This is a genomic window from Morganella morganii, assembly GCF_019242955.1.
Classification (GTDB): Bacteria; Pseudomonadota; Gammaproteobacteria; order Enterobacterales; family Enterobacteriaceae; genus Morganella; species Morganella sibonii.
This window is the reverse complement of sequence record NZ_CP066129.1, coordinates 1,915,412-1,929,242: the sequence shown is the minus strand read 5'-3', so window position 1 is coordinate 1,929,242 and position 13,831 is coordinate 1,915,412. Positions and strand designations below refer to the sequence as shown.

Here is a 13,831-nt window from a genome sequence, read left to right as displayed (position 1 = left end):
TTTCTCGTACCGTGTTATTACACTATTTCTGATATTACCGGACTTTCGGTTTCACCGGTTTCACACTCAGTACCAGCTTGTCGAGAAACGTGATGAGTTTTTCATTCATTTCACTGTAGCTGTGGCGGCGGATTGCACTTGGTGTATCGACAAAACGGAATCCGGAGGCAGATTTCAGATCATCTTCCCCGTTAAGGATAAGGTATTCGGCCACATCACGGGTCAGTTCCATATGGCACTGGAAGCCGTAAACGCGTTTGGTATATTCAATAATCTGACGCGGACAACCGGCACTGAAAGCCATAATCTGCGCATCGTCAGTTAACCCCGGCATATCATAATGCCAGTGCCCCACACCCAGAGAATCACCGAAATGAGAAAACAGCTGGCTGCGTTTTCCTGCATTGGTCATATGAATAGTGAACTTGCCGAATTCTTTCTCCGGGCTCTGTGTATACGGCGCGCCTAATGCCTCACCGATAAGCTGAGCCCCGAGGCAGACCCCGATAACCACTTTATTTGAATTGATAGCATTGGCGATAAATGCCTGCTCTTTTTTGGAATCAAAATAAGGACATTCCGCGGTGGTGGTTTCCGGATTTTGCGGGCCGCCCATTACAATCAGAAAATCAATTCCGCCGATACTGTCCGGTAATTTATCACCTTCATACAGACGGGTGAATGTGACATCGTAATTGTTCTTCCTTGCCCAATATTCATAGGCGCCCGGTGCTTCAAAGTAGTCATGAATAATAAAATGAACGCGCATAGTCGGTTCCTTTTCCCTTTAACGAAATCATCCTTGTACATTACAGGGTTAAGGCAATGCATACCAATTTTTAAATGTCGAAAAACAACCAATTACAGGGAAATCATCCCGGATTATTCCCCAAAAAAGCCATTTAATTATCACTTGGCAAAATGATAAGCATATTATGTTTACCGGAGAAAATTACGGCCGGAATAAACCGGCCGGATTATTAATCATTTCCGTTATGTTCAATGCCGAAATGACGATAGGCATGTACGGTGGCAAGCCGTCCGCGCGGTGTTCGCTGAATAAAGCCCTGCTGGATTAAGAAAGGCTCGATCACATCTTCAATCGTTTCCCGCTCTTCACCAATAGCCGCAGCCAGATTATCCAGTCCGACCGGGCCACCCATAAATTTATCGATAATAGTGACCAGCAATTTGCGATCCAGATAATCAAATCCGGCTGAATCCACATTCAGCATATCCAGCGCCTGACCGGCAATCAGCCCGTCAATACCGCCGTCACCTTTCACCTGAGCAAAATCACGCACCCGGCGCAGCAGACGGTTGGTGATACGCGGTGTGCCGCGGGAACGCATGGCAATCTGGCGGGCGCCGTCATCCGAGATATCCAGCCCCATATAGCGGGCACTGCGGCTGACAATATGCTGCAGATCATCGGTGTTATAAAACTCCAGACGCTGCACAATACCGAAACGGTCACGCAGCGGTGATGTCAGTGAACCGGCGCGGGTGGTTGCACCTATCAGGGTAAACGGCGGCAGATCGATTTTAATGGAGCGGGCGGCAGGCCCTTCTCCGATCATAATATCCAGCTGGTAATCTTCCATCGCCGGATAAAGAATTTCCTCCACCACCGGGGACAGGCGGTGGATTTCATCGATAAATAAGACATCATGGGGTTCGAGGTTGGTCAGCATCGCCGCCAGATCACCGGCTTTTTCCAGTACCGGCCCGGAGGTGGTACGCAGATTGACGCCCATCTCATTGGCGACAATATTCGCCAGCGTGGTCTTTCCGAGCCCCGGCGGGCCGAAAATCAGCAGATGATCGAGTGCATCCCCGCGCTGCCGGGCGGCCTCGATAAAAATTTCCATCTGTGAACAGACCTGCGGCTGACCCACATATTCCGCCAGTAATTTTGGCCGGATAGCGCGATCCACCACCTCATCATCCGGCAGTGTTTCCGCCGTAATCAGTCTGTCAGCTTCAATCATGACCTGTCACCCCGTTGTGTCATCATCGTATGTATCGTTACAGTGCGGCGCGCAGTGCTTCGCGGATCAGCGTTTCGCTGTCTGAACCGGCTTTCGACACCTTCGCAATCATCCGGCTGGCTTCCGGCGGTTTGTACCCCAGAGAAATCAGTGCCTCGATGGCCTCAGACTCGGCATCCGCCTGACTGTTACCCGCCTGCTGACTGGCCGGGAGCGACATTTCCGCATCACGGAACAGGTCACCGTTAAGCCCTTTGAAACGGTCTTTCATTTCCACGACCAGACGCTCGGCCGTTTTCTTACCGACGCCCGGCAGTTTAATTAACTGTGCCACGGCACCCTGCTCGATCGCCGCCACAAACTGCTGTGCCGACATACCGGAGAGAATGGCCAGTGCCAGTTTCGGGCCGACGCCGTTTACTTTGATTAATTCACGGAACAGTGCGCGTTCCTGCTTATCATTAAAGCCGTACAGCAGTTGTGCATCTTCCCGCACAATAAACTGTGTGAATAAAATGGCTTCCTGACCGGCATCCGGCAGTTCATAGAAACAGGTCATCGGCATATGGACTTCATAACCCACGCCGTTGGTTTCCAGTAATACGACAGGCGGCTGTTTTTCCAGCACAATACCTCTTAAACGACCGATCACGCGCGTCTCCTTTATGATTCCGGCAGAGCCTGTTTATAGCATAAAAAAAGCTGGACGTATATCCAGCCATCAGAAAATCACGGGTATCTGCGACAGCGGTTACTCTTTGAGCCGTCCGCGCGCCATGACCAGACGGGGTTGTCCCATCTGCACCAGGTTTTGGTTGAAATGACAGTGTGTGATAGCAATCGCCAGCGCATCTGCTGCGTCCGCCTGCGGTGCCGCTGACAGTTTCAGTATCGAGCGCACCATATGCTGCACCTGTGCTTTTTCCGCCGCACCGGTGCCGGTGACGGTTTGTTTCACCTGGCGCGCCGCGTACTCGAATACCGGCAGATTATTATTCACCGCCGCAAGGATAGCCACACCGCGGGCCTGTCCCAGTTTCAGGGCGGAATCGGCATTTTTGGCCATAAAGACCTGCTCGATGGCAAAACAATCCGGCTGATACTGTGTGATTATTTCACTGACACCGGCGTATATTTTGCCCAGCCGGGACGGGAGATCATCCACCTGTGTGCGGATACAACCGCTGCCGATATAAAGCAGACGGCGTCCCTGCTGGCGGATAACACCATAACCGGTTACCCGCGATCCGGGGTCAATACCGAGAATAATTGCCATAGGAGGACCGTATTGTCACAACAGGAAAAAAGAAAGAAAACAGAGGGATGCGCACAACGGCGCATCCTCTGCGGAGTGAGTGACGGAAATTACAGCAGCGCTGCAACTTCGTCTGAGATATCGCCGTTGTGGTAGACTTCCTGCACATCGTCAGAGTCTTCCAGCATATCGATAAGGCGCATCAGTTTTGGTGCGGTTTCCGCATCCAGATCCGCTTTGGTGGACGGGATCATCGATACTTCGGCAGATTCCGCTTTGAAACCGGCTGCGTCCATCGCGTCTTTCACATCACCCAGAATTTCCCAGGCAGTGTAAACGTCGATAGCGCCGTCATCAAAGGTTTCAACGTCATCAGCACCGGCTTCCAGCGCCGCATCCATTACCGCATCTTCATCCAGACCCGGTGCATAGGAAATAATACCTTTGCGGGTAAACAGATAAGCCACAGAACCGTCTGTTCCCAGGTTCCCGCCGGTTTTGGTGAACGCGTGGCGGACATCAGAAACCGTACGTTTACGGTTATCGGTCAGGCATTCCACCATGACAGCAGTACCGCCCGGGCCGTAACCTTCGTATACGATGGATTCCATGTTATCGTTTTCATCATTACCCGCCCCGCGTGCAATCGCACGGTTCAGGGTATCGCGGGTCATGTTATTTGCTAACGCTTTATCCACTGCCGCACGCAGACGTGGGTTAGATGCAGGATCAGGACCACCAATGCGCGACGCCGTGACTAATTCACGAATGATTTTCGTGAAAATTTTACCGCGCTTCGCATCTTGCGCGGCCTTGCGGTGTTTGGTGTTGGCCCATTTACTATGACCTGCCATTCTCTAATCTCCAGATTAAGTCTTACGACGTTCATTCATTTAAATCCGCTGTCACTGCGGAAGAACACACTGACGAACGAATTCTTCAATTGCTTCCCCGTTACTGGGCGAGATGGTTTTACCGGCGGCATCCGCTGCCGGTAACCATTCATACGCCAGATGCTCCGTTAAGGGAACCGCTCTCGGCGCGGGTAAGCATAACACAAACCAGTGTTCCGTATTGTGCGTCACGTCCGGTGCATACCGGTGACGGAAATGCGGAAAAATGGTATAGCGGACGGTACGCTGACAATCCGTCAGCCGCAGCCCTTCCGCAAGAATATCAATACCGGTTTCTTCTTTTACTTCCCGCAGTGCCGCATCGCGGGGAGTTTCTTCCGGTTCCAGACTGCCGGTGACGGACTGCCAGAAAGCAGGATCGTCACGGCGCTGTAACATCAGAACACGCCCCGTTTCCTGCTCACAGATAACCACCAGCACAGATTCAGGGCGCTTAAAAGCCATCAGATTCAGTCACTCTCTTTCTGAGTTACTGCAATCGCCAGTTCTTTCAGGGCATCGTCATTCGCGAAGCTCGGTGCATCTGTCATCAGACAGGCAGCAGCCGTGGTTTTCGGGAACGCGATAACATCACGGATATTTTCAGTACCGGTCAGCAGCATCACCAGACGGTCAAGACCAAATGCCAGACCCGCATGCGGTGGTGTGCCGTATTGTAAAGCATCGAGCAGGAAGCCGAATTTGCGGCGCTGTTCTTCCGGGGTGATCCCCAGAATACCGAAGACCGTCTGCTGCATTTCGTTACGGTGGATACGGACAGAGCCGCCGCCCACTTCATAACCGTTGATAACCATATCATAGGCGTTAGCGATCGCCTCTTCCGGTGCATTTTTCAGCTCTTCCGGTGACATGTCACGCGGTGAGGTGAACGGATGGTGCATTGCGGTCAGGCCGCCTTCGCCGTCATCCTCAAACATCGGGAAGTCTATCACCCACAGCGGGCGCCAGCTGTTCAGGTCGGTCAGGTTCAGATCACGGCCGGTTTTCAGACGCAGCGCGCCCATTGCATCGGTCACAGTGCCTTTCGCGCCTGCGCCGAAGAAAATGATGTCGCCGGTCTGTGCATCTGTGCGCTCCAGAATAGCTTCAACGGTTTCTGCAGTCAGGAATTTGGCGACCGGAGACTGAACACCCTCAATACCGGCAGAGCGATCGTTCACTTTCATCCACGCCAAACCTTTCGCGCCGTAGATACCGACAAATTTACCGTATTCATCAATCTGTTTGCGGGTCATTTCCGCGCCGCCGGTGACACACAGTGCCGCAACACGGCCTTTCGGATCATTTGCCGCGTCAGCAAATACCGAGAATTCAGAATTTTTCACCAGGTCGGCGATATCAGTCAGTTCCAGCGGGTTACGTAAATCCGGCTTATCAGAACCAAAGCGGCGCATCGCTTCCGCGAATGTCATCACCGGGAAATCGCCCAGTTCAACATTGATGATTTCATTCCACAGTAAGCGGATCATGCGTTCCATCGTTGCACGAACCTGATCAGCGGTCATGAAAGAGGTTTCCACATCGATCTGAGTGAATTCCGGCTGACGGTCAGCACGTAAATCTTCATCACGGAAACATTTTACGATCTGATAATAACGGTCAAATCCGGACATCATCAGAAGTTGTTTGAACAGTTGCGGAGACTGCGGCAGCGCGTAGAATTTGCCCTTGTGCACACGGCTCGGCACCAGGTAGTCACGGGCACCTTCCGGTGTGGCTTTGGTCAGCATCGGGGTTTCGATATCGAGGAACCCTTCGCTGTCCATGAAGCGGCGGACAAAACCGGTGATGCGTGCACGGGTTTTCAGGCGGTTCGCCATTTCGCTGCGGCGCAGGTCGAGATAGCGGTATTTCAGACGCATCTCTTCGGTATTTTCATGGTTGCTGTCGAGCGGTAACGGCTCAGAGCGGTTAAAAATAGTCAGGCCATCTGCATGCACTTCCACACTGCCGGTCGCCATCTCTTTATTAATTTGATTTTCAGGTCGCGCGCGGACAATTCCGGTAATCTGAATACAGAATTCATTCCGTAATTCAGACGCTTTGGCAAATGCTTCTTTTTGATCGGGATCGAAGAAAACCTGAACGATGCCTTCACGGTCACGCATATCGATAAAAATCAAACCCCCGAGATCACGACGACGGTTTACCCAACCACTAAGGGTTACTTTTTGATCGATGTGAGCACTGTTGAGCTGCCCACAATAATTAGTACGCATACGATATCCTTTTGTCCGCTATTGTGCGTTTCTGCAAAATTTTGGCATGGTTCTTTATGAAGAAATGTCAAAAAGGCGATCATTATAGTGGAAAATTCCTGATGAGATAAGAGCAAACCGCACATCTGCCACAGAGAATTTAGACACTAATTGATAATTTTCAAATAATTCAGTATGCATTAATATTAAAGATTGTGTTACCCGCTGCTTTGAGGTTTATCATTATTTTGCTGTTTCAATTGGCCATGGAGTAAAAAATGGTTAGTTCCCTTTATATTGTACTGGGTGCGCTGTTAATCATTAAACTATCACTCGATGTGATTAAACTGCGGACACTTTACCGCGTTGCCTATGGTGACGGCGGATTTTACGAATTACAGACGGCTATCCGTGTGCAGGGCAATGCGGTTGAGTATATCCCCGTTGCACTCCTGCTCTTACTGGTAATGGAGCAGAACGGCGCCCTGGTGTGGATGGTGCATATCTGCGGGATCATTCTGATTGCCGGCCGTCTTTTTCACTCTTACGGATTAAAACACCGCGAGAACCGCTGGCGGCGGACCGGAATGGCGGCAACCTTTATATCCATGATCCTGATGGTGATAGCGAATATCTGGTATCTGCCGTGGCAGCAGATTTTTTCGCCGTACATGTAACCACACACGCCGGGACATAACACTTTCTGCGCCGGGTCACCTCTGTTAGAATGCGCGCATCTTTTTGTATTGCAGATCTGTGTTATGTCCAAAGAAATTCCGAATCCGCAGCAGGATACTCTGTTTGCGGCACCCATTGCCCGCCTTGGTGACTGGACGTTTGATGAGAAAGTCGCGGATGTTTTTCCCGATATGATCAAACGCTCAATTCCGGGCTATTCCAATATCATTGCCATGATTGGCATGCTGGCCGGTCGTTTTGTCACGCCGGGCAGTCAGGTTTATGACCTCGGCTGTTCCCGTGCCGCCGCCACGCTTTCTATCCGTCCGAATATTGCGGATAAACCCGGCTGCCGGATTATCGCCGTGGATAATTCCGCACCGATGGTGGAACACGCGCGCCGTCATGTGGAAAGTTATAAATCCCCTGTTCCTGTGGAAGTCACTGAAGGTGATATCCGCCATATTGCGATTGAGAATGCCTCAATGGTGGTACTTAATTTTACCCTGCAATTTCTGGCGCCGGATGACCGCACTGCTCTGCTGAAAAAAAATCTATCAGGGATTGCTGCCGGGCGGCGTACTGGTGTTATCGGAAAAATTCAGTTTTGAAGATGCGCAGATCGGTGATTTGCTGTTCAGCATGCACCACGATTTCAAACGCGCCAACGGTTACAGCGAACTGGAAATCAGCCAGAAGCGCACCATGCTGGAAGATGTGATGCTGACTGACAGTGTGGAAACCCACAAAGCACGGCTGAAATCCGCCGGTTTTGAGCATTGCGAAGTCTGGTTCCAGTGCTTTAACTTCGGGTCGCTGCTGGCGGTAAAAGAGAATAATCATGATTGATTTCGGCAATTTTTATCAGTTAATTGCAAAAAATGAGCGTCTGAGTCACTGGCTGGAAACGCTGCCCGCGCAGATAGCAAAATGGAATAAAGAGTCCCTGCACGGCTATTATCCGGGCTGGGTAAAAACCATTGAAAATCTGCCGGACATGACGCCGGATACACTGGATCTGAAAACCGGTGTCACCGCTCAGCGCTCGCAGCCGCTGACTGACGGGGAAACCCGCCGTATCACCAATATTCTGCGCAACCTGATGCCGTGGCGCAAAGGTCCGTTCTCACTTTACGGGGTGGAAATTGATACCGAATGGCGTTCAGATCTGAAGTGGGATCGCGTTCTGCCGCATTTATCCCCGCTGGCCGGACGTACTATTCTCGATGTCGGTTGCGGCAGTGGTTATCACATGTGGCGCATGGCCGGTGAAGGCGCGGAACTGGTGGTCGGCATAGACCCGACTCAGCTTTTCCTCTGCCAGTTTGAGGCGGTGCGCAAGCTGCTCGGCAATGATCAGCGCGTCCATCTGCTGCCGCTGGGAATTCAGGAACTGCCGGCACTTCAGGCCTTTGATACCGTGTTCTCCATGGGGGTGCTTTATCACCGCCGCTCCCCGCTCGACCACCTCTGGCAGCTGAAGGATCAGCTGGTTTTCGGCGGTGAACTGGTGCTGGAAAGTATCGTTGTCGAAGGTGATGAACATCAGTGTCTGATCCCGGGCGAGCGCTACGCGCAGATGAGTAACGTCTACTTTATCCCGTCGGCAAAAATGCTGGCAGTCTGGCTGGAAAAGTGCGGTTTCACCAATATCCGGATCACGGATGAGTCTGTCACCACCACTGATGAACAGCGCCGCACAGAGTGGATGATCAACGAATCTCTCGCGGATTTCCTCAATCCGGACGACCCGTCACTGACCGTTGAAGGCTATCCGGCACCGCGTCGTGCGGTTCTGATTGCCGAAAAGCCATAATCACTCGGGTCAACAGGGCAATAATTACCTGTCCATCGGATAATAATTGCCCCGAATTGTTTTGTGGTTTATTTTTCTTTATTTTTTTCAATAAGATTGAATAAGATAAAGAGGAAACTATGGAATATTCTGTATTAGTAACATTTGACCTGGCTTACTGCAAAAGTCCTGAATATGACCTGATGAAATCAGTATTGATAGACACAATGAAATTTAAAACCACCTCCAAGGCTTCTGGTGCCGAACTGCCTGGAAATACCTACCTGGGTGAAGTTAATATTCATCTATCCGGAACAACCCCGGACTCACTTAACAACGGCGCAAGAGAAGCCTTAGATAAGGTATCAAATACGCTGCGTAAAGCAGCACAGGGTGCCAACATAACCGGTAAATTTTATGCAATCGCATCACCAAAGGGTTTTACAACTGACTACTGTTCACGCTGAAAAACCGGCCGGATTAAATATCAGGAAGCGCTTAATATCCATTAAGCGCCTCTTCTTTTTTCAGTGCACCACCATACTGTGCAGATCCAATACCCCTTTCATTGCCTCGACGGTGTCCCCGTCCACACAGGTGTGGGTAAATTCATCGGCTTCACTGTCACTGCCCATCGCCACCCCGACTTTGCGGTAGCGCATCGTCGACTGTTTGGTTTTTGAGGCCGAGCTGTGTACTTCCTGAATACCGATATCAAGGAACTTCTGAATATTTGCCAGCCGCACACCGGCACCGGCCATAATCACCGGCCCCTGACTGGCCTCCTGTAACTCTTTGAGCAGTGTCAGCCCCAGTTCCGCACTCAGTTGCTGGCCGGATGTCAGAATACGGCTCACCCCCAGATCGGTCAGTTGCTGCAATGCCAGCATCGGGTTGGCACACATATCAAAGGCTCTGTGGAAAGTGACCGCCATATCGCCTGACAGTTTGCACAGCATCTTCATCCGCGGCAGATCAACATGCCCGTCCTCATCCAGAATACCGGTGACCACCCCGGGAAATCCCAGGTCGCGGATCTTGGCGATATCATTTTTCATCACCGCAAATTCGGAGGCTGTATAGCAAAAATCACCACTGCGCGGACGGAGGATCGGGTGAACCGGTATCCGCAGCCGGTCGATAGTCTGTTTCAGCATGCCCCAGCTGGGGGTCAGCCCGCCCTCTGACGGCGCGGCACACAATTCAATCCGGTCAGCGCCGGCTTTTTCCGCAGTGAGGGCACATTCCACGCTGTAACAACAAATTTCCAGTTTCGCCATTGATTAGCCTCATCACTTAATTTCGCAGGTAAATATATCTCGTAAACGATTCAGTCATCCTGAGATACACTATTACATGTAATTTAGATTAATGAATTGTTAAATATCACAAGATGCAAAATATCCGGATGATTAGTACAGAGAAATGTCAGAATTGCAGGTTACCGCTCACTTTCAACAATTTCCTGTAACGTAAACGGGTGGAATTTAATTGTTACAGTGTCACGACTGACCGCCAGTGTCGGATTCGGCAGCCTTTCCTGCTCTCCCCGCGGATGGCTGGCCTTTGTGGTTACCCCCGCCGGTAACGGCGACGGCAGGAGTGCGGCAGCGCGTTCTGTCAGTGTCTGCGGATCGCCCGGCAGCACCAGTTCGATATGTTCCCATCCCTGATGTGCGTACTGTTTGCCTTTCGGGAACGGCAGTTCCACCACCGGAATTTGCCAGTGCAGCAGTGTCAGCGGCTCATGCAGCAAAAACAGGTAGATCGGACGACCGTTAATCTGATTATCAGATAACACCGTACCGCATTCGCGGAACCCGGCCAGCCATTGCTCTGCCAGTGCCGTATCATGAGTCCGCAGCGAGATATGGTCGGCCTGATACTGAGTGAGGTCGAGCTGCAAATCATCCGCAAACTGTTGTATCTTTCCGGCAAACACCGGCAGTTCTGCTGTCAGACCGGCAAGGGATGCTGTCTGTATTCTGTTTTTCATTATGATCCCCTGTGAGAATTCATCCGCAAAGGCGCCGATAGTAGCATGAGACCCTGTTTTTGTGGTATAAAACCAGCCAAATTTCACGACAACACCCCGCCCGGATGAGCCCGCTCCTCCGCTGCTGTTTCCGGGGTGTCATTTTGTTCTTTAAATTAAGGTAACCCGGTGAATATTCAGGCAATTCTTTCAGATAAGATCCAGCAGGCTCTTATCAGCGCAGGTGCACCACTTGATTGTGATGCTATCGTTAAGCAGTCCGCCAAAGCACAGTTTGGTGACTACCAGGCCAATGGTGTGATGGCTGCTGCGAAAAAAATGGGCATGCCGCCCCGACAGCTCGCTGAGAAAGTAATTGAACTGCTTGATCTCGACGGAATTGCCGACAAAACCGAAATCGCCGGTCCCGGATTTATCAATATTTTCCTGTCTCCGGCCTGGCTGACCGCTCAGCTGGAAACCGCACTGGCTGACGATAAACTGGGTCTTACCCCTGTTAAACCAATGACGATTGCCATTGACTACTCTGCCCCGAACGTAGCCAAACAGATGCACGTCGGCCATTTGCGCTCCACCATCATCGGTGATGCGGCAGCGCGTACCCAGGAATATCTGGGTCATAAAGTGATCCGCTGTAACCATGTCGGTGACTGGGGCACACAGTTCGGCATGCTTATCGCATACCTCGAAAAAATGCAGAATGAAGATGCCGGCGATATGGCACTGGCTGACCTGGAAGCATTTTACCGCGAAGCGAAAAAACATTACGACGAAGACGAAGTGTTTGCTGAGCGTGCACGCGGTTATGTCGTCAAATTGCAGGGCGGCGATGAATACTGCCGTACCATGTGGCGTAAGCTGGTGGATATCACCATGCAGCAGAACCAGGAAACCTATAACCGCCTGAATGTCACCCTGACTGAAGACGATGTCATGGGTGAAAGCCTGTATAACGACATGCTGCCGGGCATCGTCAGTGACCTGATGAACCGCGGTATCGCCGAAGAGAGCGAAGGCGCAATCGTCGTGTATCTCGATGAATTCAAAAATAAAGAAGGTGAACCGATGGGGGTGATTATCCGCAAGAAAGATGGCGGATATCTCTACACCACCACTGATATTGCCTGTGCGAAATACCGCCATGATGTGCTGCATGCCGACCGCGTTCTCTATTACATTGACTCCCGCCAGCACCAGCATCTGATGCAGGCGTGGACCATCGTCCGCAAAGCCGGTTATATCCCTGATAGCATGACACTGGAACACCACATGTTCGGCATGATGCTCGGCAAAGACGGCAAACCGTTCAAAACCCGCGCAGGCGGTACTATCCGCCTGTCTGATCTGCTGGATGAAGCTGTTGAGCGCGCAGAAAAACTGATCCGCGAGAAAAACAGTGACATGCCGGAAGATGAGCTGAAACAGCTGGCGGAAGTGGTCGGTATCGGCGCGGTGAAATACGCGGATCTGTCAAAAAGCCGTACCACCGACTATATCTTCGACTGGGACAACATGCTGGCCTTTGAAGGTAACACCGCACCGTATATGCAGTATGCGTATACCCGTGTGGCATCCGTTTTCAAACGCGCGGATATTGATGCAGATAGTCTGACACAGCCGATCATCCTGACTGACGACCGTGAGCGCCAGCTGGCGGCACGTCTGTTACAGTTTGAGGAAACCATTACTGCTGTTGCCCGTGAAGGCCTGCCGCATATGATGTGCAGCTACCTGTATGATCTGGCGGGTCTGTTCTCCGGTTTCTACGAACACTGCCCGATTCTGGCGGCAGAAAGCGAAGAACTGCGTCAGAGCCGCCTGAAACTGGCGCTGCTGACACAGAAAACCCTGAAAGCCGGTCTGGATACCCTGGGTATCGGTACTGTCGAAAAAATGTAATTCCGGCATTTCCTGTTATTATTTCTGCAAAAAAGGAACCATCCGGTTCCTTTTTTATTGTCTTCTGAATCTGTTACAACAAGACCCGGCACCCTGCCGCCTGTAATTTTTCTGCCACCGGCGGAACAGCAGAAAAACAATTCCAGCGCAAATCCAGTTTACGCAGCTGTGTAAGTTCTGCCAGGCTGTCCGGTAATGCACTCAGCTGATTAGCACGCAGATCCAGATATAACAGAGATGATAATTCCCCGGTATTTTCCGGTAGTTTTTTCAGTGCATTAAAACGCAGATTCAGCGTAGTCAGTTGCTGTAACCGGCTTATTTCCGGCGAAATACATGCCACCCGGTTATTATTCAGATCAAGAATTTCCAGCGCTGTCACAGCAGCGATTTCATCCGGAATTTCGGTTATCTGATTATTCATCAGGTGCATTTCACGGGTGTTTTTCAGTCCGCTGACCGCCGCAGATAATGCCGTGATCTGATTATTATAGAGCCGGATTTCTTCCATTTTCTCCATGTCAGAAAACCATTCCGGTATTGCCGTCAGATGATTATCTGTTGCATTAAAATAACGCAGATTTTTCAGTCCGGAAAATGATGACGGCAATCTGCTGTATCCGTTTTCACTGAGATAAAGATATTGCAGCTGATGCAGTTCACCGATTTCCGGCGGAACATTCGCGATACAATTATGTCCCAGATCCAGCATTTCACAGGCCGACAGTTGTGCAATATCCGCCGGAATGACAGCCAGCTGATTACAGGAGAGGTTCAGTACCTGCAATGAAATACAGTGGCGCAGCGCTGCCGGATATTCCGTAAGCTGATTGTTATACGCACTGATAACCTTCCGGGCATACGGCGGTGTGATAAACATATCAATTGAAGTATAACCGCCGTTATCCAGGTTAAGTTCAGCATCAGAAACAGTGTGTTGGTGCAGCATAATAAAACTCCGGCGTCAGCAGTAACAATCAGTATTTTTGTCATAATAACACTGTTGTCAGTCACCCTGTCTTACATTCTTTCCGGCAGGTACGGTTATGCCATTTTGATATCCCTGCTGTGAAATAGCGAATGCTATGCTCCCCTGATAAATAAC

General features: G+C 50.9%; 14 protein-coding genes and 1 pseudogene. 5 read left to right on the top strand and 10 right to left on the bottom strand.

The window, feature by feature from the left end; all coding sequences use genetic code 11:
* Window positions 1-34: 34 nt before the first annotated feature.
* The 7 genes from JC793_RS08940 to aspS form a co-directional block, all read right to left on the bottom strand.
* Window positions 35-769 (bottom strand): type 1 glutamine amidotransferase, encoded by a 735-nt coding sequence (locus JC793_RS08940; RefSeq protein ID WP_218428220.1) that lies wholly within the window; start codon window positions 767-769, stop codon window positions 35-37.
* A 211-nt stretch (window positions 770-980) separates the two neighbouring features.
* A complete protein-coding gene (gene ruvB / locus JC793_RS08935) occupies window positions 981-1,991 on the bottom strand; it encodes a Holliday junction branch migration DNA helicase RuvB (RefSeq protein ID WP_052927480.1) in 1,011 nt (336 codons plus the stop codon).
* Window positions 1,992-2,028: 37 nt separating this feature from the next.
* Complete coding sequence (gene ruvA, locus JC793_RS08930) at window positions 2,029-2,643, bottom strand: Holliday junction branch migration protein RuvA (RefSeq protein WP_046892214.1); 615 nt, start codon at window positions 2,641-2,643, stop codon at window positions 2,029-2,031.
* Between the two features lie 99 nt (window positions 2,644-2,742).
* Window positions 2,743-3,267 carry a crossover junction endodeoxyribonuclease RuvC gene (gene ruvC / locus JC793_RS08925; protein ID WP_004237294.1) on the bottom strand — a complete coding sequence of 175 codons (525 nt, stop codon included), beginning with the start codon at window positions 3,265-3,267 and terminating at the stop codon, window positions 2,743-2,745.
* 89 nt (window positions 3,268-3,356) lie between these two features.
* Window positions 3,357-4,100 (bottom strand): YebC/PmpR family DNA-binding transcriptional regulator, encoded by a 744-nt coding sequence (locus JC793_RS08920; protein ID WP_046892215.1) that lies wholly within the window; start codon window positions 4,098-4,100, stop codon window positions 3,357-3,359.
* A 51-nt stretch (window positions 4,101-4,151) separates the two neighbouring features.
* Window positions 4,152-4,604 carry a dihydroneopterin triphosphate diphosphatase gene (nudB, locus tag JC793_RS08915; RefSeq protein WP_046892216.1) on the bottom strand — a complete coding sequence of 151 codons (453 nt, stop codon included), beginning with the start codon at window positions 4,602-4,604 and terminating at the stop codon, window positions 4,152-4,154.
* Between the two features lie 5 nt (window positions 4,605-4,609).
* The gene (aspS, locus tag JC793_RS08910) at window positions 4,610-6,379 is read right to left on the bottom strand and encodes an aspartate--tRNA ligase (protein ID WP_166707707.1); all 1,770 of its coding nucleotides are present in this window, start codon (window positions 6,377-6,379) and stop codon (window positions 4,610-4,612) included.
* Between the two features lie 257 nt (window positions 6,380-6,636).
* Here aspS and JC793_RS08905 point away from each other — a divergent pair, with 257 nt between their 5' ends.
* The 4 genes and pseudogenes from JC793_RS08905 to JC793_RS08890 all read left to right on the top strand — a co-directional run bounded on the left by JC793_RS08905 (window position 6,637) and on the right by JC793_RS08890 (window position 9,298).
* Window positions 6,637-7,035: an MAPEG family protein gene (locus tag JC793_RS08905; protein WP_046892218.1), complete on the top strand. Its 399-nt coding sequence runs from the start codon at window positions 6,637-6,639 to the stop codon at window positions 7,033-7,035.
* A gap of 84 nt (window positions 7,036-7,119) precedes the next feature.
* Window positions 7,120-7,885: pseudogene (gene cmoA, locus JC793_RS08900) on the top strand (carboxy-S-adenosyl-L-methionine synthase CmoA).
* Window positions 7,878-8,852, top strand: a complete 975-nt coding sequence (cmoB, locus tag JC793_RS08895) for a tRNA 5-methoxyuridine(34)/uridine 5-oxyacetic acid(34) synthase CmoB (protein WP_218428219.1) — start codon at window positions 7,878-7,880, stop codon at window positions 8,850-8,852. The pseudogene cmoA and the gene cmoB overlap by 8 nt, the downstream one beginning before the upstream one ends.
* A 119-nt stretch (window positions 8,853-8,971) precedes the next feature.
* Window positions 8,972-9,298: a hypothetical protein gene (locus JC793_RS08890; RefSeq protein WP_218428217.1), complete on the top strand. Its 327-nt coding sequence runs from the start codon at window positions 8,972-8,974 to the stop codon at window positions 9,296-9,298.
* Between the two features lie 60 nt (window positions 9,299-9,358).
* Here the strand turns inward: JC793_RS08890 and cutC are convergent, their stop codons facing one another.
* Both cutC and JC793_RS08880 read right to left on the bottom strand, forming a co-directional pair.
* Window positions 9,359-10,111 carry a copper homeostasis protein CutC gene (gene cutC / locus JC793_RS08885; RefSeq protein ID WP_218428215.1) on the bottom strand — a complete coding sequence of 251 codons (753 nt, stop codon included), beginning with the start codon at window positions 10,109-10,111 and terminating at the stop codon, window positions 9,359-9,361.
* A 161-nt stretch (window positions 10,112-10,272) separates the two neighbouring features.
* Complete coding sequence (locus tag JC793_RS08880) at window positions 10,273-10,827, bottom strand: VOC family protein (protein WP_218428213.1); 555 nt, start codon at window positions 10,825-10,827, stop codon at window positions 10,273-10,275.
* Window positions 10,828-10,995: 168 nt separating this feature from the next.
* On the opposite strand from JC793_RS08880, the gene argS reads away from it, so the two are divergent.
* Window positions 10,996-12,726 (top strand): arginine--tRNA ligase, encoded by a 1,731-nt coding sequence (gene argS, locus JC793_RS08875; protein WP_218428211.1) that lies wholly within the window; start codon window positions 10,996-10,998, stop codon window positions 12,724-12,726.
* Window positions 12,727-12,799: 73 nt separating this feature from the next.
* Here argS and JC793_RS08870 read toward each other — a convergent pair whose 3' ends face one another.
* Window positions 12,800-13,675, bottom strand: a complete 876-nt coding sequence (locus JC793_RS08870) for a leucine-rich repeat domain-containing protein (protein ID WP_218428209.1) — start codon at window positions 13,673-13,675, stop codon at window positions 12,800-12,802.
* Between the last annotated feature and the right edge of the window lie 156 nt (window positions 13,676-13,831).

What these genes read in the sequence shown, in the direction of transcription:
- JC793_RS08940 (WP_218428220.1), bottom strand. Translation starts at nt 769, where the DNA reads ATGCGCGTTCATTTTATTATTCATGACTACTTTGAAGCACCGGGCGCC.
- ruvB (WP_052927480.1), bottom strand. Translation starts at nt 1,991, where the DNA reads ATGATTGAAGCTGACAGACTGATTACGGCGGAAACACTGCCGGATGAT.
- ruvC (WP_004237294.1), bottom strand. Translation starts at nt 3,267, where the DNA reads ATGGCAATTATTCTCGGTATTGACCCCGGATCGCGGGTAACCGGTTAT.
- JC793_RS08920 (WP_046892215.1), bottom strand. Translation starts at nt 4,100, where the DNA reads ATGGCAGGTCATAGTAAATGGGCCAACACCAAACACCGCAAGGCCGCG.
- nudB (WP_046892216.1), bottom strand. Translation starts at nt 4,604, where the DNA reads ATGGCTTTTAAGCGCCCTGAATCTGTGCTGGTGGTTATCTGTGAGCAG.
- aspS (WP_166707707.1), bottom strand. Translation starts at nt 6,379, where the DNA reads ATGCGTACTAATTATTGTGGGCAGCTCAACAGTGCTCACATCGATCAA.
- JC793_RS08905 (WP_046892218.1), top strand. Translation starts at nt 6,637, where the DNA reads ATGGTTAGTTCCCTTTATATTGTACTGGGTGCGCTGTTAATCATTAAA.
- cmoB (WP_218428219.1), top strand. Translation starts at nt 7,878, where the DNA reads ATGATTGATTTCGGCAATTTTTATCAGTTAATTGCAAAAAATGAGCGT.
- JC793_RS08890 (WP_218428217.1), top strand. Translation starts at nt 8,972, where the DNA reads ATGGAATATTCTGTATTAGTAACATTTGACCTGGCTTACTGCAAAAGT.
- cutC (WP_218428215.1), bottom strand. Translation starts at nt 10,111, where the DNA reads ATGGCGAAACTGGAAATTTGTTGTTACAGCGTGGAATGTGCCCTCACT.
- JC793_RS08880 (WP_218428213.1), bottom strand. Translation starts at nt 10,827, where the DNA reads ATGAAAAACAGAATACAGACAGCATCCCTTGCCGGTCTGACAGCAGAA.
- JC793_RS08870 (WP_218428209.1), bottom strand. Translation starts at nt 13,675, where the DNA reads ATGCTGCACCAACACACTGTTTCTGATGCTGAACTTAACCTGGATAAC.